18 protein-coding genes and 2 pseudogenes are annotated in these 17,841 nt (G+C 65.3%); 9 read left to right on the plus strand and 11 right to left on the minus strand.

Translation table 11 applies throughout. The features are described from left to right. Positions 1-46: 46 nt before the first annotated feature. Positions 47-484 (minus strand): hypothetical protein, encoded by a 438-nt coding sequence (locus tag ACZ5IQ_RS28900; RefSeq protein WP_212807731.1) that lies wholly within the window; start codon positions 482-484, stop codon positions 47-49. Between the two features lie 184 nt (positions 485-668). Between ACZ5IQ_RS28900 and ACZ5IQ_RS28905 the strand changes: the two genes are divergently transcribed. Next, entirely contained in the window at positions 669-1,172 is a 504-nt protein-coding gene (locus ACZ5IQ_RS28905; protein WP_212807732.1) for a hypothetical protein, read from the plus strand. A gap of 13 nt (positions 1,173-1,185) precedes the next feature. On the opposite strand, the gene ACZ5IQ_RS28910 is transcribed toward ACZ5IQ_RS28905, so the two are convergent. The 3 genes from ACZ5IQ_RS28910 to ACZ5IQ_RS28920 are packed head-to-tail and all read right to left on the minus strand — an operon-like array spanning position 1,186 to position 2,605. Continuing rightward, positions 1,186-1,773: a TIGR03086 family metal-binding protein gene (locus ACZ5IQ_RS28910; protein WP_212807733.1), complete on the minus strand. Its 588-nt coding sequence runs from the start codon at positions 1,771-1,773 to the stop codon at positions 1,186-1,188. A gap of 5 nt (positions 1,774-1,778) precedes the next feature. Beyond that, positions 1,779-2,252: an SRPBCC family protein gene (locus ACZ5IQ_RS28915; RefSeq protein ID WP_267326037.1), complete on the minus strand. Its 474-nt coding sequence runs from the start codon at positions 2,250-2,252 to the stop codon at positions 1,779-1,781. After that, positions 2,249-2,605: an ArsR/SmtB family transcription factor gene (locus ACZ5IQ_RS28920; protein ID WP_133428033.1), complete on the minus strand. Its 357-nt coding sequence runs from the start codon at positions 2,603-2,605 to the stop codon at positions 2,249-2,251. The genes ACZ5IQ_RS28915 and ACZ5IQ_RS28920 overlap by 4 nt, the downstream gene beginning before the upstream one ends. 271 nt (positions 2,606-2,876) lie before the next feature. Here ACZ5IQ_RS28920 and ACZ5IQ_RS28925 point away from each other — a divergent pair, with 271 nt between their 5' ends. Next, positions 2,877-4,196 carry a hypothetical protein gene (locus ACZ5IQ_RS28925; protein WP_464480587.1) on the plus strand — a complete coding sequence of 440 codons (1,320 nt, stop codon included), beginning with the start codon at positions 2,877-2,879 and terminating at the stop codon, positions 4,194-4,196. After that, positions 4,193-5,164, plus strand: coding sequence for an Abi-alpha family protein (locus tag ACZ5IQ_RS28930; protein WP_464480588.1), 972 nt, complete (start codon positions 4,193-4,195; stop codon positions 5,162-5,164). Before ACZ5IQ_RS28925 ends, ACZ5IQ_RS28930 begins: the two co-directional genes overlap by 4 nt. A 15-nt stretch (positions 5,165-5,179) precedes the next feature. On the opposite strand, the gene ACZ5IQ_RS28935 is transcribed toward ACZ5IQ_RS28930, so the two are convergent. Continuing rightward, positions 5,180-6,145, minus strand: a complete 966-nt coding sequence (locus ACZ5IQ_RS28935) for an MBL fold metallo-hydrolase (RefSeq protein WP_464480589.1) — start codon at positions 6,143-6,145, stop codon at positions 5,180-5,182. Further along, positions 6,142-6,708 (minus strand): carboxymuconolactone decarboxylase family protein, encoded by a 567-nt coding sequence (locus ACZ5IQ_RS28940; RefSeq protein ID WP_464480590.1) that lies wholly within the window; start codon positions 6,706-6,708, stop codon positions 6,142-6,144. The genes ACZ5IQ_RS28935 and ACZ5IQ_RS28940 overlap by 4 nt, the downstream gene beginning before the upstream one ends. Before the next feature lie 164 nt (positions 6,709-6,872). Between ACZ5IQ_RS28940 and ACZ5IQ_RS28945 the strand changes: the two genes are divergently transcribed. Together ACZ5IQ_RS28945 and ACZ5IQ_RS28950 are read left to right on the plus strand one after the other, a co-directional pair. Then, complete coding sequence (locus tag ACZ5IQ_RS28945) at positions 6,873-7,424, plus strand: TetR/AcrR family transcriptional regulator (RefSeq protein ID WP_061004753.1); 552 nt, start codon at positions 6,873-6,875, stop codon at positions 7,422-7,424. Between the two features lie 36 nt (positions 7,425-7,460). After that, complete coding sequence (locus ACZ5IQ_RS28950; protein ID WP_061004708.1) at positions 7,461-8,327, plus strand: arylamine N-acetyltransferase family protein; 867 nt, start codon at positions 7,461-7,463, stop codon at positions 8,325-8,327. Between the two features lie 176 nt (positions 8,328-8,503). Here the strand turns inward: ACZ5IQ_RS28950 and ACZ5IQ_RS28955 are convergent, their stop codons facing one another. Continuing rightward, positions 8,504-9,019 carry an XRE family transcriptional regulator gene (locus tag ACZ5IQ_RS28955; RefSeq protein ID WP_061004706.1) on the minus strand — a complete coding sequence of 172 codons (516 nt, stop codon included), beginning with the start codon at positions 9,017-9,019 and terminating at the stop codon, positions 8,504-8,506. Between the two features lie 56 nt (positions 9,020-9,075). Between ACZ5IQ_RS28955 and ACZ5IQ_RS28960 the strand changes: the two genes are divergently transcribed. Then, positions 9,076-10,302, plus strand: coding sequence for a benzoate/H(+) symporter BenE family transporter (locus tag ACZ5IQ_RS28960; RefSeq protein ID WP_061004751.1), 1,227 nt, complete (start codon positions 9,076-9,078; stop codon positions 10,300-10,302). A 165-nt stretch (positions 10,303-10,467) separates the two neighbouring features. Here ACZ5IQ_RS28960 and ACZ5IQ_RS28965 read toward each other — a convergent pair whose 3' ends face one another. Next, positions 10,468-11,148 (minus strand): VldE C-terminal domain-containing protein, encoded by a 681-nt coding sequence (locus ACZ5IQ_RS28965; protein ID WP_061004704.1) that lies wholly within the window; start codon positions 11,146-11,148, stop codon positions 10,468-10,470. 107 nt (positions 11,149-11,255) lie between these two features. Between ACZ5IQ_RS28965 and ACZ5IQ_RS28970 the strand changes: the two are divergent. The 3 genes and pseudogenes from ACZ5IQ_RS28970 to ACZ5IQ_RS28980 form a co-directional block, all read left to right on the plus strand. Further along, positions 11,256-12,305: pseudogene (locus ACZ5IQ_RS28970) on the plus strand (IS1380 family transposase); the annotation flags it as partial. A 133-nt stretch (positions 12,306-12,438) separates the two neighbouring features. Continuing rightward, on the plus strand, positions 12,439-13,752 hold the full coding sequence (locus tag ACZ5IQ_RS28975; RefSeq protein WP_052536990.1) for an IS256 family transposase: 1,314 nt from the start codon (positions 12,439-12,441) through the stop codon (positions 13,750-13,752). A 30-nt stretch (positions 13,753-13,782) separates the two neighbouring features. Then, positions 13,783-14,151 (plus strand): annotated as a pseudogene (locus ACZ5IQ_RS28980) (transposase); the annotation flags it as partial. Positions 14,152-14,281: 130 nt separating this feature from the next. Here the strand turns inward: ACZ5IQ_RS28980 and ACZ5IQ_RS28985 are convergent. From ACZ5IQ_RS28985 to ACZ5IQ_RS28995, 3 genes are all read right to left on the minus strand, one after another. Further along, positions 14,282-14,614, minus strand: coding sequence for a hypothetical protein (locus ACZ5IQ_RS28985; RefSeq protein WP_131808745.1), 333 nt, complete (start codon positions 14,612-14,614; stop codon positions 14,282-14,284). Between the two features lie 135 nt (positions 14,615-14,749). Next, positions 14,750-15,232: a DinB family protein gene (locus ACZ5IQ_RS28990; RefSeq protein ID WP_234789653.1), complete on the minus strand. Its 483-nt coding sequence runs from the start codon at positions 15,230-15,232 to the stop codon at positions 14,750-14,752. 138 nt (positions 15,233-15,370) lie between these two features. Beyond that, entirely contained in the window at positions 15,371-17,725 is a 2,355-nt protein-coding gene (locus ACZ5IQ_RS28995; RefSeq protein WP_234789652.1) for a S8 family peptidase, read from the minus strand. Positions 17,726-17,841: the final 116 nt, after the last annotated feature.

Raw genomic sequence — 17,841 nt, forward strand, 5'->3', positions numbered from 1 at the left:
GCCAATCGTCGCATCACCGCGGCTGCCCGATCCTGCGCGGAGCCGCCTACGCCGTGATGCGCATTTCCTGGCCCGGATGCGAGCCCAGGGTGACGACGACCGTGCCGCTCCCGGTCGCGAAGTTCTTGTTTGCGTAGCCGATGAACCCGTAGTGCCCGTCGATCGTCGAGACCGCGGAGATGTCGCCTTGCCCCGAGGCGCCGGTGTCCAGATTGCGCCACGCGGCCGTCACCGTCAGGGAGCAGGAGCCGTCGTAGATGCCGGCGTCGTAGCGGATCGACACCCCGATGCCGTGCCCGACGTCATTGCCGATCTGAACCGGCGTCTGCTGCGCGTCGGCGCTCACGGTGCCACCGCATGTCGGGGACGCGACCACGGGAACCGCAGCCAGTTGCCCGAACGCATCGGCATGGGCCGTCACCAGCGACAACCACGGCGCGGCGACCGCGGCGACGAGCGCTCCGGCCGCGCGCAATGGGGTCATGTCAGTGCTATCGGCGCGGGCGGCGGCAGTGTTAGCGCCCGGCGGTGGGCATATTTCCCGTACCCCAGGCGTTATCAACGTTTGTCTCAATTGTCACATGGGTACCGTTGATAACAGCACCCCAGTGTGGGTGCTCCGCTCGACAGAGAGTCCATACGTAGAAAGAGCCGAATGGGTTATCGCTATGAACACAGTTCTGTACTTCAGCACCAACGGCGCCGTTTATGAGACCCGCGCCTACACACCAGCGGACATCACCGATCTGATTCAAGGCCAACGGCTGCAGTGCCTGACCAGCACAGACCGACAGTTCGACTTCTGGTTCAGCCCGACGGCACGCCGGTGCCAGCGCCGCATCAATCGCAAGGCAACCGAACTGTTGCTGGCGACAACGACTTTCACGGCGAAGACTGTCCCCCTGCTGCGTGGGTCCATTGTCCTGGCCAGCCATGACGCCGACGGGGATCTCGACGGGCTGAGCTGGCTGCAGCTGGATCAGCTGTCCGGACTGGATCGCACGCTCACCGCCCGCGATGAGCGAATCCTGAATCGCCGCATCATGCGCGAAGAGCGCCGCCTGCGTGGCGAGACGGCCACCAAACCACGCGTCGCCGCCGCCTCCACTCCGTCGACCGCGAAAGCTCAAACCGGCTTGCGCTGGACGGGTTTCGCGGCCCCGGCACAGTAGCGGCCGGGTCCTCTCACACTGCTTGACGCGTACCGGCCGACCAGGCCGGATCCCGGCCGATGAACCCCATCAGCCTGGCCACCGGGCCCGCGTCGTCCGCGACCGCGACGGGTGGCCCGTACTGCCCCGATGAGCGCAGCAGGTCCTCGATCCCCGTCATCCCGGCGAGCATCTGCTCAGCGAACTCGGGGTCCAGGCCGGAGTCGCGCCCGATCGCGGCGGCCAGATCCCAGGTGTGCATGTACACGTCGGCGGTGTAGAACCGGTCGATGGCGTCGGCAAGCCGGTGTGAGCCCGCCATCGGATGGCTGAAGTCGCCGTCGGCCGCGTCGCCGTCGAGCAGACCCTGCACCGCCGCGGCGTGTGCGACCCATGCCGTGAGCGGGTCGTCGGCGACGGGCGGACCGACGGGCAACACCACACCGCCCGCACCGAGGAATTCGGTGAACCAGCCGACGAGGTGCCCGACGATGTCGCCTGCGGTCCAGTTCGCCACCGGCGTCGGAGCCGACCAATCCCGCACGGCTGCAGCATGTTCGGTGAATCCGGCGGCGATGCGGCGGTGCCGTTCGGCGGCCGTGAGTGCGTGCAGCGCAGCCATGGCGCTCAGAGCTCGCCGACCAGTGCATCGAGTTTGGCGTAGCCCTGGTCGACGCCCGTCTCCATCCCGGAAGCCAGCCAGGCGTCGCGCCCCTCGAAGCTGTCCACCAACGATTGGCCGTGCAGCCGGGTGCGGCCGTCACCGAGATCCTCGAACCACAACGTCTCGAGGGACACCGCGTCGGGCATGCCCTCGAAGGTGAAAGTCTGGACGATCTTGTCCTCGGCGACGGTGTGGAAGCACCCACGGAACCCGAACTCCTGGCCATCGCGGGCGGCGATATATCGCCAGCTGCCGCCGTCGCGCGCGTCCCATTCCACGATCCGGGTGTCCATCCCGTCGGGCCCCACCCAGCGGGCGAACAGCTCCGGATCGGTATGCGCCTTCAGCAATTGCGCTGGGGTGGCGTGGAAATCACGGGTGATGCGGATGAGTGGCACGTCCTTGTCGGCTTCGATGACGGCCTGCGCGGTGTTCATGATGCTCTGCCCTTTCGTCGCGGTTTTGATTCGGTGTCGTTCATCTCTGCCAGCACCGCATCCAGGCGCTGGTAACGCTGTTCGGCCTGCCGTTGGTAGCGCTCGATCCACTTGGTCATGAGGTCGAACACCTGCGCTTCCAAGTGCACCGGCCGGGTCTGCGCGGCACGGCCCCGGGTGACCAACCCCGCGTCCTCGAGCACCTTGAGGTGCTTCGAGACCGCCTGCAAGCTGACGTCGTACGGTTCGGCGAGCTCGCTCACCGTCGCATCGGCCGTCGTCAGCCGCGCCACGATGTCCCGGCGGAGCGGATCACTCAGTGCCGCAAATACTTTCGACAGCTGATCGGTCATCTTGCTCCTAAACCAATTGGTTGAATACGAGTGTGCGCGCCGCCGCCCTCGTTGTCAACCCGTTGGTTTAATACGCTGTCGAAGAGGCCCGCCGCGGGTGTGGCCGCACCGACCGATACCGGGCTGAGGCGAAAGCGTGGCCTCAGTAGGGCAACTTGGCGCGACGGCAGCGGCTAATGTGCACACGCACAGGTGGCAAACCACCCGTGGTGCGGACCGGCGTGCTCGACGAAAGGCGGTGAGGTCGACGTTCAACGATTTTTGGGCTTGGTTGGTCGATCGCGACTGGACGTTGAGCGAGATCCACACCCCGATGGAGTGGTTCGCATTCCTCAGCATTCCGTTGTTCACCGCGGTGATCGGCTGGCTCATCAACTGGACCGGCCTGATCATGCTGTTCTATCCCGTCAACTTCCACGGATTCAGAATCCCGGGGATGGCCGAGCTGGCCCGGCTGTTGCCACACAAGCTGCAGGAGATCCCCGGCATCCTGCAGGGCGGCGTCGGCTGGCAGGGCATCGTGCCGGCCCGCGCGGCCAAGATGGGCTCGATCGCATCCGACAAGGCCATCGCCAAGCTCGGTACGCCCGCGGAGTTCTACCAGCAGCTCGAGCCGGACATGATCGCCGAGCACATCGTCAAGCTCTTCGAAGCCGAGATCCCGCAGCTCGTCGACGAGGTGATGATTGCCAACGACCCCCAGTTCTGGCGCGACCTGCCGACCGTCGGCAAACGCGCGATCGTCGCGCGGGTCCAGTCGCAACTACCGGACGTGGTGCGGTCGATCACCACCGAGATCGGCATCCACATCGACCAGCTGCTCGACCCCAAGATCATGGTCATCGAGCACTTCAGGAAAAACCCCGACCTCGTCATCCGGGTCTTCAAGGACATCGGCCAGCGCGAGCTGAACCTGATGGTCAACTTCGGCTTCATCTTCGGGTTCCTGCTGGGCATTCCCGTCGCGTTCATCGACCACTGGTTCCACACCTGGTGGATGCTGCCGATGCTCGGCGTCATCGTCGGCTGGATCACCAACGCGCTCGGCATGTGGCTCATCTTCGAACCGACCGAGCCGACCCGCTATTTCGGCATCAAGTTCCAGGGCCTGTTCCTGCGGCGGCAAGAGCAGGCCGCCGAGGTGTACGCCGGGATCATCGCCGACGACGTCATCACCCTGGAACGCATCGGCGACTTCCTGATCGACGGTCCGAGTGGCGACCGCACCCGCCAGATGATGGCGGCCGCTCTGGGCCCGGCCATCGACCGGGCAGCCGGCCCCATCCGGGGCGCCGCGCGGGTGGCACTCGGCGCCCAGGCCTACGACTCGATCAAGGCCGGCTTCGCCGCAGAGGCCGTCGGCCGGACGCTGACGCCCTTCAAGGACGAAGAGTTCTCGAAGGCGCAATCAGGGAAAATCCGCACGCTGATCGCACAGCGCACCAAAGAACTTCCGCCGACCGACTTCGTGGAGATGCTGCGTTCGGCAATCAGGGAAGATGAGTGGATGCTCTACGCTCACGGCGCGATCATGGGCGCCGCAGGTGGCTTCCTCCACTACGGGATCTTCTTGGGACTTGGTGTGGCATGAGTGACGACCGACGCCAGGCGCCCAGACGACGCCACGCCCAGTGGGGACCACTCAGCGCCACGTTCTCTCCCTCATCGGAGCCGTCCTCGTCGCTCCTTCCCGCGACCGAGATCGGCGAAGCGCTACCCGGCCTCGTCCGCCTGGCCGCGACGGCCTGGGTGCGCACGGCGGAATGGACCCTGGTTGCCGGGCTCAAGACGGGCCGTCGCGCACTCGAGATAGTCGCTGACCCGGCATCGGCCGCCGACACCGCACGCGAGCTGATCTCCGGCGTTGCCCAGGCCGGCACCGTTTTCGGCGAGGTGGCCAAGGCCGTCTCGAACGGTGTCTCGGTGTCGCAGGCCGTCGTCCAGGTCAGCGCCTCGCTCACCGACACCGCGACGACGACGCACACGGTGTCACACCAGCAGGAAGACGAAGAGCGCCAACGCAAAATGGAGCAGTCATTGCGTGCTCAGGGCCAGGCGCTGCTGACCCGCTCGCGCGACGTGTGGAACACCGAGCGCGGCCACCCCGCGTACGCCCGCATCCTCGAGGAGATGGCACCCGACGAGGCCCGCATCCTGCTGTTGCTCCTGCGCGGCGGCCCGCAGCCGGCGGTCGACGTCCGCACGGGCGGCCCCATCGGCATGGTGTCCTCGCGGCTGGTGGCGCCGGGGCTCAACATGATCGGCCCGCGGGCGGGCCTGCGCTACATGGACAACGTGCCCGCCTACCTCAACAACCTGTTCCGCCTGGGGCTGATCTGGTTCTCGCAGGAGCAACTACGCGACCCGCTCGAATACCAGGTTGTCGAGGCACAACCGGACGTGCTGGCCGCGATGCACTCGGTGCGCGCGCACAAGGTCGTCCGCCGGTCGATCCACCTGACGCCGTTCGGAACGGACTTCTGCCGCGCCTGCCTGGTGTCCGAGCACGAAGACGTGACGACCCTGCCCGAACACCAGGCGCCGCACGACATCGAGTGAGGGTTTCGGCCGCTCTTAGCCGTGCGCGTGCGCGAGTTGCGCGGCGATGGACTCGATGGCCTGCGTCAGGTCCAGGTACGGGATGTCCGGATCCCGCTCGTGATAGATCGCGGTGACGATGATCGGAAGTGTCGCAGCGGCTTCCGGATAGTTCTGGATACTCATGCGGGCGACCGCCTCCGCCACCGGCACGCCTTGGTCGTAGAGGCGCGTCGCGTCGGTGTGCAGGTTGGACCAGAATCGGATTCCGCGGTCGATGGCCGCGTTGATCTCGGGGCCGATCAGGACGGGACCGTGGCCCGCGACGACTTTCCGCGCGCCGAAGGCACGGATGCGCTCGAGCGCCCTGAGCCAATTCGGGATCGAACCCGACCAGGTGACCGCAACGGGGTTGTGCGTCAACAGATCTCCGGCGTACAGCACGCCGAGCTCGGGGAGGTACGCGACGGCGTCGCCCACGGTGTGCGCCGGCCCCAGTTCGTGGAGTTCGACGTCGAGTTTGCCTACACGCAAAGCCTTTTCGCCGTTGAAGGTGGTATCGGCCGCCCGAACCCGCACCTCGGAGAAGTCGAAGGGCCGCCCAAGTGGGGCGAGTGCCTGCAACGGGCCGCCCGGCTTGGTATCGGTGTTCAGCAGTTTGGTCGTGAGGTCGGCATGTTCCTGGGTCATCAGCGCACTGGCGGCTTCGGTGGTGACGATCTCCGTATCTCCGGAGAACACCTGATTGCCGAAGAAATGGTCGCCGTCGGTGTGGGTGTTGAAGACGTACCGCACCGGCGCAGCCTTCGTGAGTTCGTCCATGTACGCGCACATGGCTCGCGCATGTTGCACGTCGTAGAGCGTGTCGATGACCAGCGCTTCGCCGGCACTCACCACCAGGCCGGCATTGGCCAAGCCGAGAGCCTCATTGCCGGAGAGGAAGACATGGGCTCCCCCGCCGAGATCGAATAGCCCTTCCTCGAAAGGGATTTCGTCGGTCATCGTCCGTCCTTCGCTCGTTCGTCGTGCAGCTTGGCCGTGGCGTCGGCCAGAATGTTCGCGGCGTCAGCGCCGTCCGCCTCAGGGAGGATGCCGAGGGTCTTGATGAACATCGCGGTCATCACGTAGTGGCCGACCAGCAGCGTCACCTCGGCAATCTCGTTGTCGGAGAAGAACTCCCGCATGGGCTCTGGGTTCGCCCCGCCGCCCTTGATCTGCGCCAGCAGGTCGTCGACGAACGCGAGGAGCACATCGACGCAGCGGTCTCCGAACTCTGTGGCTCCTGACACGACGCTGTCGATCATCGGCTCCGAAACCCCGGCAGCCCGCGCCTCGGGCACGTGGTGATGAATCTCGTACGGGGCGTTCGTCACCGCGCCCACTCGCAAGATCACCAGCTCTCGCGTGTCCGCCGACAGTGCACCCGTGCGGAACGAAAGCCCCAGGGCCAGATACGGCTTCGCGCTGGCCCTGGTCATGACCAAACCCCGCGACAGGTTGGCCGGAAAGAGGTCATAGACCTCGCGTTGTGCGGGATCGAGGTCCTCCACGTTCGGCAGTTTCACGAATCCTCACCTTTGCTTCGACGGGGTGTTTCTTGGCGACACTCATAAGATACGGGGCGTTTCCTATTCTCAGCCCAGTGCGGCCGGTTAAGATACGCAACGTGCCTAATCGAGAAGCGGTGGCTCCATCCGAGCCGGCGGCACGGCGCCGGGACGACGCGCTGATGTCCGCCATCCGCGACGCCACCTGGGCCGAGCTGACCGACAACGGGTATGCCGGTGTCACGTTCGAAGGCGTCGCCCGCCGCGCGAAGACGGGTAAGCCCGTTCTGTACCGCCGCTATCGTTCTCGTGCACAGATGGTCACCGACGCGCTGCCAACGCTGCGCACCTCGCCGTTCGACGTGACGTCGTCGAAGAACCTTCGTGACGACATCCTCACCTTGGTCAAGGCCCTGGTCGAGCAGTGGCAAGAGATCGGCCTCGACACCTACCGCAACCTCATCGCCGAGGCCGACGAAGCCACCCTCGAGACGTTCCAGACCAAGGTGGCCGCACAAACGGATCAAACGATTCGTCGCGCGTTGGATGCCGCCCGCGATCGAGGCGAGATAGGGCCGGCCCGGATTCCCGACCGCGTGGCCATGAGCGTCCTGGCACTGATGCGCAACGAAATGTTATTCGCGCACAACACTATTGAAACCAGCGCCCTCGCCGAGCTGATCGACCTCATCTACCTGCCCGCGGTCGCGGCCGCATCCCGTAACCCCTCGTAAGGGCGGGTCGGCCGGGCCGCTGACTATCGTGGGTCTGTGACCACTTGGCAGGGCGACGGACTCGACCTTGATGCTTACCTCGCGCGCATCGGTTTCGCCGGCGAGCGACTCCCGACGGTACAGACCTTGGCTGCTCTGCATCGAGCCCACACCACCTCGATCCCGTTCGAGAATCTCGAGATCATGCTGGGCCGGCCGATCGTCCTCGATCTGGAAACGTTGCAGAACAAGATGATTCGGGCCCGTCGTGGCGGCTACTGCTACGAGCATGTGACGGTGTTCGCGGCGGCGCTGGAGCGGCTCGGTTTCCGGTTCACCGCGCTCGCGGGCCGCGTCACCCTGGGCGCTGCAGGGACCGCGCGCCCGCGGACGCACGCACTGATCGTTGTCGAGTTCGACGACGAGCGGCGCTGGCTGTGCGACGTCGGATTCGGCCGCGGACCACTCGAACCCGTCGAGCTGATCGCGGGTACCGAGGTCGATCAAGACGGCTGGCAGTTGCGACTGGCCGCCGCACCGCTCGGCGCCGACACCGAGGTGTTTCATCCGGACGAGTGGAAGCTGTGGCAGCGCTCGAGTGTGGACGGCACGGTCGGCTGGCTCGACCGGCACGTCTTCACGCTCGACCCGCAGTATCCGATCGACTATGCCGTCGCCAACCACTTCGTGTCGACCTCGCCGCGATCACCGTTCACCACCCGGCCGTTCGTCCAGCGATTCGCCGCCGACGTCCAGCACGTCCTCGACGGAGCCACTTGGACCACAACGAATCCCGACGGATCATGCTCGACCCGTGACGTCGAGATCGGCGACGTACCAACCTTGTTGGCCGACACCTTCGGCGTCGAGCTGTCCGGCGACGACGCTGCGGGTCTCGTCGACTGGATGCGGGCGCGCCTCTGAGCCGGCCGAGTTGCCATCATGCTGACGGGTGGGGTGGTGCTGAAGAACCCTGAGCGTTCCGCACGAATGCTTACGCCGGCTTCGCCAACGAGCCTGTCGCTGAAGCGATTTCGGCGTACCACGACATACTGGAGCACTCTCTCGCAGTGCGGACTTCCCCGCCTAGTCAGCTGATGTCACCGAGGGGTGGTGATCACCACTACCGCTTCAGCAGCACCACCGACGGCAGCGAACCGGTGGCGGCGATCGCTCAGCCAACTCAGCGTCGCCCCTTCCTCGACCAGGCTCTCCTCACCGACCGGCCCAGCGAGCACCTTGCCGTCGACGACCGTGAGGTGCTCGCGAACGCCGGTCCCGTGCGACGGCGAGATGTGCTCGGCGCCGTCGGGGAACTCCAGGCGGAACACCTCAACGGTCACCCGGGGTAGGTGCCGCACCGAGAGCAGCACCGTGCGCATCCCGCCGTCGGCGGCAGGGTGCACGCCCGGGGACTCGCCGACCAGCGCGGTCAGCGGCACATCGAGGGGTTCACACAGGGCGTAGAGGGTCTCGACGGTGGGATTGCGACCGCCTGACTCGATCTCGGACAACGACCCCTTGCCCACCCCCGCTCGGCGGGCGAGCTCGGACAGGCTCAGACCCCGCTCGACCCGTAGCTCTCGCAACCGGCGACCGACCTCTCCTGCATACATCTCCTCATGGTACGTTCCGTTTACAGAACGTTCCGTATTCAGAACGGGGAGTGTGGGTGGAACAGGACGTCTCGAAGGCCGTCCCGATCAGTGCCGGCGTGGTGTGCGCGCTGGTCGGCTTCACGTCGTCGTTCGCGGTGGTTCTCGCGGGATTGCGGGCAGCCGGCGCAAATCCGCAACAGGCGGCCTCGGGTTTGGTTGCAGTGAGTTTGGCGATGGGCGCGTCATCGATGCTGTTGTCGTGGCGGTTCCGGATGCCGATCACCAGTGCGTGGTCGACGCCCGGCGCGGCGCTGCTGGTCACGACCGGTGCGGTGGCCGGCGGGTGGCCCGCGGCCGTCGGTGCGTTCGCGCTCACGGCGGTGCTGCTGCTGGCGACGGGCCTCTGGCCGGCGCTCGCGCGCCTGGTCACCCGCATCCCCAATCCTGTCGCTCAGGCGATGCTCGTGGGGGTCCTCCTGCCGCTCTGCGTTGCTCCGGTCACCGCCTTGGCCCACGATCCGGGTGCGATCGCGCCGGTGCTGGTGGTGTGGCTGATCATGGTCGCGGTCCGACCCCGCTGGGCCGTACCGGCCGCGTTCGGCGCCGCCCTGGTGGTGATCGCGGTGACGCTGGTCCGAAACCACGCCCTGCCCGCAGCCACTGCATGGATCCCCCACCTGCAGGTCACGGCTCCCAGCTTCACGTTGCAAGCTCTCACCGGTATCGCTGTGCCGCTGTACATCGTGACCATGGCAGCGCAGAACATCCCCGGCGTCGCAGTCATGTCGGGTTTCGGTTACCGCGTTCCCTGGCGTCCGGCGCTGACGGTGACCGGGATCGGTTCCTTGCTGGCGACTCCATTCGGCGGACACGCCGTCAACTTGGCCGCGATCAGTGCCGCGTTGGCAGCCGCGCCGGACGCCGATCCGAACCCCCGGCGCCGCTGGATCGCCGGATTCACGACGGGGGCGGTGTACTGCGGGCTCGGCCTGGTCTCCACCGGACTGACAGCGGCTGTTCTCGCCGCCCCGGCGGGTGTCGTGCAGGCCGTTGCCGGTGTGGCGCTGCTCGGTGCTTTTGCCGGCGCCTGCGCGGGAGCGATGGCCGACGAATCGGCGCGACTCCCTGCAGCGGTGACACTGATCGTTGCCGCCTCGGGGACGACGGTGGCCGGTGTCGGTGCGGCGTTCTGGGCGCTGATGATCGGCGTGATCGCACACCGACTGCTCAGGGCCGCCCCCGCTCCAGAACCGTCGCGCCCAATTGCGCCACCTGCTACGACAACGCAGCCTCGCGGGTGAACGGCGGCGTCGGCAGGGGTCCTGCGAAAGAAGCTTCTGAACTGCCGCGCCATATTCGTGAACCGTGAGAAGTGAAGCTGTTGTGCCACAGTGACATTCGCGGTCGGGCCGGATGATGTCGGCTTCACCACCTCGCGGGTCGACGCGGTCGATGGAGTCGGATCTTCAGGAGACGGTGACGTGGACGTGGTCGAAGTGGGCAGCCACCCGCCACATCGTGTAGGAGATGCCGAAGCGTCCCGCCTGACTCTCGAGGTCGGCTTTTATCTCGTCCCCGAGAGACATGTCTGAGCCGATCATGATGTCCACCGCATGCCCGCTCGGGTGATCAGGAAGCCGATCCGCGCGTACGCCACCAATCGACTTCACGCCGGGGTAGGTGGCCATGATGTAGTCCACGATCACCCTCGCATTGGGGACCAAACCGGTCATGCCGACCGTGGGGATGGGCGCGATCGGACCCAACGCTGCCGTGACGGCTGCTGTCGGGAGGACCAATCCCGCCTGCTGGGCCGGGGACAACGCGGCATAGCTCGCTGTGACAGCAGCCATCTGTTTCCGCAGCCGGGCCCGCATGTTCTGCAAGTCCGCTCGCACCGCAGCAGCCGCGTCGACGGCCGCTTTCGCGTCAGCCGCGGACTTTGCCGAGGCCTCCTCGACGGCCTGCGCCTCCTGGTACGCCTGGCGGAAGCCCCGCATCTGCTCGGATATCTCGGTACCCACCACCCGCTGGACGGCCAGGGTGTCGATCAGGTTCGAGGGAGACGACGCGGTCAGGATGGCGCTGACGCCGTCGGTTCGTCCACCCATGTAGGCCGCAGCGGCGTACTGACCCGGATTTTTCACGAAAAGTTGTGAGTTTCGGGGTGTAGATAAGCGAAAGTGCCTGTCCTGCAAGGAATAATTGGACTTGTCTAAGGTTTCAATCGTTCCAGCGGGAAGGCACTTCGCGGGTGAAGAATATCGCGGTTACACGACGGGTGAAAGTGTCAGCTGACGGTCACGGGGTCGTGTCGCATGCCGGGATGGGCATGCTGCGCGAGCTCGCCGACCGGACCGGCCTATCGGCGCAGGTCACCGCCGCGTTGGCCGACACCTACCGCGGCCCGTGGGTGTACGCGCCCGGAGAGGTGTTCGCTGATCTGGCGGCTGCAGTCGCCGACGGCGCGGACTGCATCGACGCAGTCGGTCAACTGTGCGGTGACCGTGAACACGTGCTCGGGGCGAAAGCCTCGACGACCACGATGTGGCGGCTGATCGATCAGCGGATCGACGCCGCCCACCTACCTGGGGTGCGTGCTGCCCGGGCCGCGGCGCGGGCGGCGGCCTGGGCTGCTGGCGCCGCCCCCACCACCGAGGGCTGGCTGCATATCGACATCGACGCCACCCTGGTCATCGACCATTCCGACAACAAAGCCGGGGCTGCCCCGACCTGGAAGAAGACGTTCGGGCTGCATCCGTTGCTGGCGTTTCTGGACCGCCCGGAGATTGCCGGCGGGGAAGCCCTGGCCGGGCTGCTGCGAGCCGGTAACGCCGGCTCCAACACCGCCTCCGACCACGTCATCGTCCTGCACCAGGCCTTGGCGTCCCTGCCGCCGCGGTGGCGGCCCGACCCCGACCATCCCGATCATCGGCAGGCACCGAAGGTGTTGGTGCGCTCCGATACCGCCGGAGCCACCCACAGATTCGCCGATGCGTGCCGCGCCGCGGGGGTGGGGTTCTCCTTCGGCTACCCGGTCGATGTGCGGGTGCAAGACGCAGTCGACACCCTCACCCTGGGTGATTGCTGGTATCCGGCGATCGACACCGACGGTGGTATCCGCGACGGCGCCTGGGTCGCTGAGGCCACCGACCTGGTCAACCTCGCGTCCTGGCCGACCGGCACCCGCCTCATCCTGCGCAAAGAACGCCCCCACCCCGGCGCCCAGCTGCGGTTCACCGACGCCGACGGCATGCGGGTCACCGCGTTCATCACCGACACCGGAGCTGGTGTCATCGCCGGGAGCAATGATCAGAACCTGTGGATGAGCCTCGGCGAGGCGGCGTAGGAAAGGGCGCACCTTCCCGAGGATGATCTGAATGTCGAAGGTCTGATCAAGAGCCGGCGTTGGCGCGCTGGTTCGGGAAGGTACGCCCATGCTCACGGTAGTTCACGATGCGGATTCATCCAACGAGGATGCTGGCTCGTCGCGGTCGTTGCTCGATGAGATTGTCCGCGACGGTGCCCGCCAGATGCTGGCCGCAGCGTTGCGGGCTGAGGTCGCCGCCTACATCGAGGCTCATGCCGGTGAGCTTGATGAGAACGGGCACCGGCTGGTGGTGCGCAATGGCTATCACCGCGAGCGCGAGGTGCTCACCGCGGCGGGCGCGGTGAGTGTGACCGCGCCGCGGGTCAATGACAAACGTGTTGACCCGGACACTGGTGAGCGGCAACGGTTTTCCTCGGCGATCCTGCCGGCGTGGGTGCGCAAGTCGCCGCAGATGACCGAGGTGTTGCCGTTGCTGTATCTGCATGGCTTGTCGACCAGTGATTTCGGTCCGGCGTTGGAGCAGTTCCTGGGCTCGGGTGCCGGCTTGTCGGCCACGACGATCACCCGACTCACCACGCAGTGGCAGGACGAGGCCAAGGCCTTCGAGGCCCGTGATCTGTCGGGCACCGACTACGTCTACCTGTGGGTCGACGGCATCCATCTCAAGGTGCGCCTGGAGCAGGAGAAGCTCTGTTTGCTGGTGATGATCGGTGTGCGCGCTGACGGCCGCAAGGAGCTGGTCGCGCTCACCGACGGGTACCGGGAGTCGGCCGAGTCGTGGGCTGATCTGTTGCGGTCGTGCCGACGTCGCGGGATGACCGCACCGGTGCTGGCCGTCGGCGATGGGGCCCTGGGGTTCTGGAAGGCCGTGCGTGAGGTGTTCCCGGCCACCGGCGAGCAGCGGTGCTGGTTTCACAAGCAGGCCAATGTTCTTGCCTGCCTGCCAAAGTCGGCTCATCCGGGGGCGATCGCGGCGATGCGGGAGATCTACAACGCCGAGGATATCGACCACGCGCAGGTGGCGATCAAGGCGTTCGAGGTGGACTACGGCGCCAAGTACCCCAAGGCGGTCGCCAAGATCGTCGATGACGCCGATGTGCTGCTGGAGTTCTATAAGTACCCGGCCGAGCACTGGGTCCATCTGCGCACTACCAACCCGATCGAATCAACGTTTGCCACGGTACGTTTGAGGACCAAGGTGACCAAGGGGCCGGGTTCACGCGTCGCCGGAATGGCCATGGCTTACAAGCTGATCGACGCCGCGCAAGCCCGCTGGCGAGCCGTCAACGCACCGCACCTGGTCGCTCTGGTCCGGGCCGGCGCGATCTTCCACAAAGGCAAACTGCTCGAGCGACCCACCGACATCACCCCGTCGGCGGACTCGGCACCGACCGAATCAACTGGAACGGAGGTCGCCTGAAACAAGCCGATCCACAGGTATTGACAATTCCTCATCGCCGGGCAGGTCGCCGGGCTGGAGTTGCGGCACCGTCAGCACGCCCGCATCGAGGACCGGATCCGCGAACTCAAAGCCACCGGCCTGCGCAACCTGCCCTGCCAGTCCTTTTGGGCCAACGCCGCCTGGCTCGAAATCGTCCTGGCCGCAACCGACCTGGTCACCTGGACCCGGCTCATCGGATTCACCGACCACCCTCAATTGGGCCGCTGCGAAGTTCAGACGTTCCGCTACCGGGTCCTGCACGTGGCCGCCCGCATCACCCGCAGCGCCCGCCAAACCCAGCTACGCATCGACGTCACCTGGCGATGGGCCACAGCGATCGCGGCCGCCTGGCACCGCATCCGCACCGCCTTCGGCTGACCCGCCGGCCTACCTGACCCGCCGACGACGAAAGACCTACTGGCCCTGGGAAAGCCCGCCCACCCGGCGACACGGGACAGATCAACCACGCCACCACACGAAAACCACTACCCAACAGCACAACTCGGCATCAGACCGAGCCCACAACAATCACCACGAAAAATCGAGGCTGATCGACGTCCTGCTGGTAGGTGTTCAGCTGGGCTTTGGTCGCCTCGAGGCCGGCGAGATCGTCGGCGTGCTTCTTGTCCGCCTGGCTCAGCGACTGCAGCTTCGCGTCGAGATCCGGCTGCGCGTTGCGGATGGTGTCGGACAGCTGTTCGGCCTGGCGCGACAGCTCGTTGATCTGCGCCAACCCGTCCTGGGGCGGGTCGGCGTGCGCCACGCCACCCCACACCACGCTCAGGGCCGCCAGTCCGGCGATGGCGCCGACCACGGGCTTGTGGACGGGGCGATTCGCCACAAAGAGTGAGTGAACCTTCAAGACTGCGGATCCTTTGACGCTGGCGACGTCTGCTCCGTCGAACCGACCGTCCATGTGCGTTAGTTGTCGAGGAGGCTACAAAATGGCGTCTGCTCTGTCCAACCAACCAAGTGCCTACCGTCTCGCCGACCACGCCGGGTCCCGACCGATGAACCCCACCAGTCGGGTCACCGGGTCGGCATCGTCCGCCACCGCGACGGGTGGTCCGTACTGCCCCGATGAGCGCAGCAGGTCCTCTATTTCGACCATGCCGGAGAGCATGGGCGTGGCGAACTCGGGGTCCAGCCCGGACTTTCGGCCGTTGGCGGTGGCCAGGTCCCAGGTGTGCATGTACACGTCGGCGGTATAGAACCGGTCGATCGCGTCGGCAAGCCGGTGAGTACCCGCCATCGGATGACTGAAGTCGCGTTCGGCCGCGTCGCTGTCGAGCAGACCCTGCACGGCCGCGGCATGTGCGGCCCACGCCGCGAGCGGATCATCGGTGACGGGTGGGCCGACAGGCAACGCCACGCCTCCCGCACCGAGGAATTCGGTGAACCATCCGACCAGGTGCGCGACGATGTCGCGTGCGGTCCAGTCGTGCGTGTAGGTTCTCAAGTTCGACTGCATCTCACCGCGCCGGTGACCTGTGTGTTTGCGATTTGTCTCACGACCGCCGGACCGGCATTGGTCTCACGAAGCGCTTCATTTCCTAGCGAGGCGCGGGAGTATGACTTAGCGCCCGGCCAAGGTGTTTCATTGTGGTCGTACCGCCACGCGTGCCGCGACCTGGTTACGTACCTGGCTGTAGACATCGACGTTGACGGTTGGGGCAACCCAGAGCGAGACCGCGACGGCATAATCCACCGTCCGACCAGCAAGCCCACCAGCTTGTTCATAACACTTCACCCTGATGCTCATATCGTTTCCCTGTCCCGAGGCGAATGTCTTTTGCAGTTCCCACGTTTGGTGCTGGACTGTTGTAGCACCGCGAGTTGTTACGGCTGGTGGGTGACCGGCTGGTGTGCCTAGCTTCGGTATGGCACCAGTAGGTTCCACGAAAGATAGGCTTGCGCAGCGGTATTGGCGGCTTCGCCAGTTGACTGGAGTAAGCCACGCAAGAGTAGCGTCAATTCGTTTGGTTTCACGAACATTGAGTCCATCCGGCAAAGGAAACAGCAACTCCTGCTCTTCGGCCGCCCCGATCGATCCGAAGTACAGGATCACTGCCTCGTTGCTGCTGCATCCATCGGCGTAATCCCTTGCTATGACGCCATTCCCGATAGCAATCTCGGGCGGCAAAGGGTCGTACGCAAGATCTGATGGCCAAGCAGTGCCGTGGACAAGAAGCGCTTTAGTCGCAGCCGCGCGTTGTCGCCGACTCATGGGAGTACCCGCGGTGATGTCTCCGACTAGATCATGAAGGCGCGCAGCCTGCCTCGACACCATCGCCGCAGCGAAACTTGTTCCCGCCACATGGGTTTCATTGTTGACAGTGGGAGACGCCACCTTGAGTCCTGGACCTAGTCGCGAGACACCGCGAAACGCAATCGCCTCCTGTGGGTTTGCGCCGTCGACGTAAAATACCCGGCCGCCCGTCGCCATAAGGTCCGGCTTGATGCTGCGACGATAGCCCCTTCCTGTCGCTGTCACGGGGCTGATACTCGGATGGCCGTCGGCTGGGTCGACAAGATACCCCTGCGCGACCGCGGCTGAACCGTCGTCGTGAATAGCACCCACGGCAACAGCGTTGACCGCTTCCGCTGGGGCAAGGAGCCTCCGCTCGTTCTGTCGGCGGTCGATGGCGTCCAGCAATGCCTGACGCCGTTCGATACCTGCCGCCGCCGCGAGATCCGTTGATGTTAAGGGACTTAGCGTGAGCTTCCCGTGATTGCCAGCAGATATGACGATCAGAACGCCGTATTCATAGCTCAGCCAGTCAAGCATGCGCGCCCAGGACGATATGACCGTCTCGAATGGCGCGGCAGGGTCACCGACCGAGATGTTGACAACAGCGATTGTCGGCGCCGCCGCAGGTGTGCCCGCCTGCTCGTCGAACAGCTCCCGAAAGATGCGCCACATCAGGTCTGGCACCAATTCGTGTGCTGGTAGCTCTTCTAGTCGATCAGCTGTCTCATCCGATGGCGCCAGGACAGGGCGGACCAAAATAGGTCGAGTCGCCGGCGGCTGATTTGAGCTACGGTCTCCCCACACAGCGATCGACGATGTCCAGGTCCCGTGTCGTCGTTCCTTGACCGCTGCCAATTGCGTGAGATCGTCTGGGTCATAAATGATTACGCGATCTTGCAATAAGACGTGGTTCTCGATTGGGACACCGTCCAGAAGGCAAAGAATCGGATCACCAGCCGGTGGTGGATCGTTGATCTCTCCGGGGGCCTCTACGGACGGTCCGACTATTGGTAGTGACTGTCCCGTGATTCTGAGGTACATCACATCGGCGGATCGCACGAGGCGAACGCCATCGAAGTTGCCGGCTGCCAGTTCGCGCAAGAGGGCGGTCGGCACCTCACATTTGAGTCCGTGGTATCCAATCTGATCGATGACCGCTACTGCCGTGACTTGCCCGCCGGACTGCTCCACCAGCGCTGTTACTTCGCGCTGGCTTTTGTCGCGCGCAGCGGGTGTGCGGCGGTACCAAAGTTCGATCTCGACTGCGTGGGGACGGTCGGCGATCCGCCCTTCGAAATACTCGTCCCAATCAATCGTCTGCAACCTGTCTTGCGGTCCCCAAGGCCGAACATCCTTGAGGTGAGCGAACAAGTCTCGCAATGGGGAGTACCCGCGCGGCAGTTCTCGTCCGTCCCTCCATGCACGCCAGAGTGACAACAGGTTGCCGAAAGCTGACTGGTTCATGCAGACCGCATGCAGGCACGACGCGATGAACGGATTGCGCGGCTTGTCGCTCGTGAGCTGGACATCGTCGGTCGGCAGCACAGCATCTTCGGCTTCCATCAACACTTCGATGCCGAGCTTCTCGGCGACGTTTGCCAGATCGATCTGCTCGTCGAGCGCCTCGAACACCAAGACAAGTTGCGGATCGGCTGCCTGGATTGAATTCGAGATGCGGACTTGATCGCCAATCGCCGCCATCGCAGCATCGAACTGCGCGTCAATACGTCGAGCCCGACCATCCGGATCAGTGAATTGAGCTCGGCCTCCCCCGCCGCGGCGGGGCGGGATGGCACGCGGTGGCGCGACGCGCCCCA

Source organism: Mycobacterium toneyamaense, assembly GCF_055384815.1.

Coding starts and splice junctions, on each gene's coding strand:
- ACZ5IQ_RS28915 (WP_267326037.1), bottom strand. CDS start 2,252: ATGAACACCGCGCAGGCCGTCATCGAAGCCGACAAGGACGTGCCACTC.
- ACZ5IQ_RS28930 (WP_464480588.1), top strand. CDS start 4,193: ATGAGTGACGACCGACGCCAGGCGCCCAGACGACGCCACGCCCAGTGG.
- ACZ5IQ_RS28935 (WP_464480589.1), bottom strand. CDS start 6,145: ATGACCGACGAAATCCCTTTCGAGGAAGGGCTATTCGATCTCGGCGGG.
- ACZ5IQ_RS28910 (WP_212807733.1), bottom strand. CDS start 1,773: ATGGCTGCGCTGCACGCACTCACGGCCGCCGAACGGCACCGCCGCATC.
- ACZ5IQ_RS28920 (WP_133428033.1), bottom strand. CDS start 2,605: ATGACCGATCAGCTGTCGAAAGTATTTGCGGCACTGAGTGATCCGCTC.
- ACZ5IQ_RS28900 (WP_212807731.1), bottom strand. CDS start 484: ATGACCCCATTGCGCGCGGCCGGAGCGCTCGTCGCCGCGGTCGCCGCG.
- ACZ5IQ_RS28955 (WP_061004706.1), bottom strand. CDS start 9,019: ATGTATGCAGGAGAGGTCGGTCGCCGGTTGCGAGAGCTACGGGTCGAG.
- ACZ5IQ_RS28945 (WP_061004753.1), top strand. CDS start 6,873: ATGTCCGCCATCCGCGACGCCACCTGGGCCGAGCTGACCGACAACGGG.
- ACZ5IQ_RS28995 (WP_234789652.1), bottom strand. CDS start 17,725: ATGGCGGCGATTGGCGATCAAGTCCGCATCTCGAATTCAATCCAGGCA.
- ACZ5IQ_RS28905 (WP_212807732.1), top strand. CDS start 669: ATGAACACAGTTCTGTACTTCAGCACCAACGGCGCCGTTTATGAGACC.
- ACZ5IQ_RS28975 (WP_052536990.1), top strand. CDS start 12,439: ATGCTCACGGTAGTTCACGATGCGGATTCATCCAACGAGGATGCTGGC.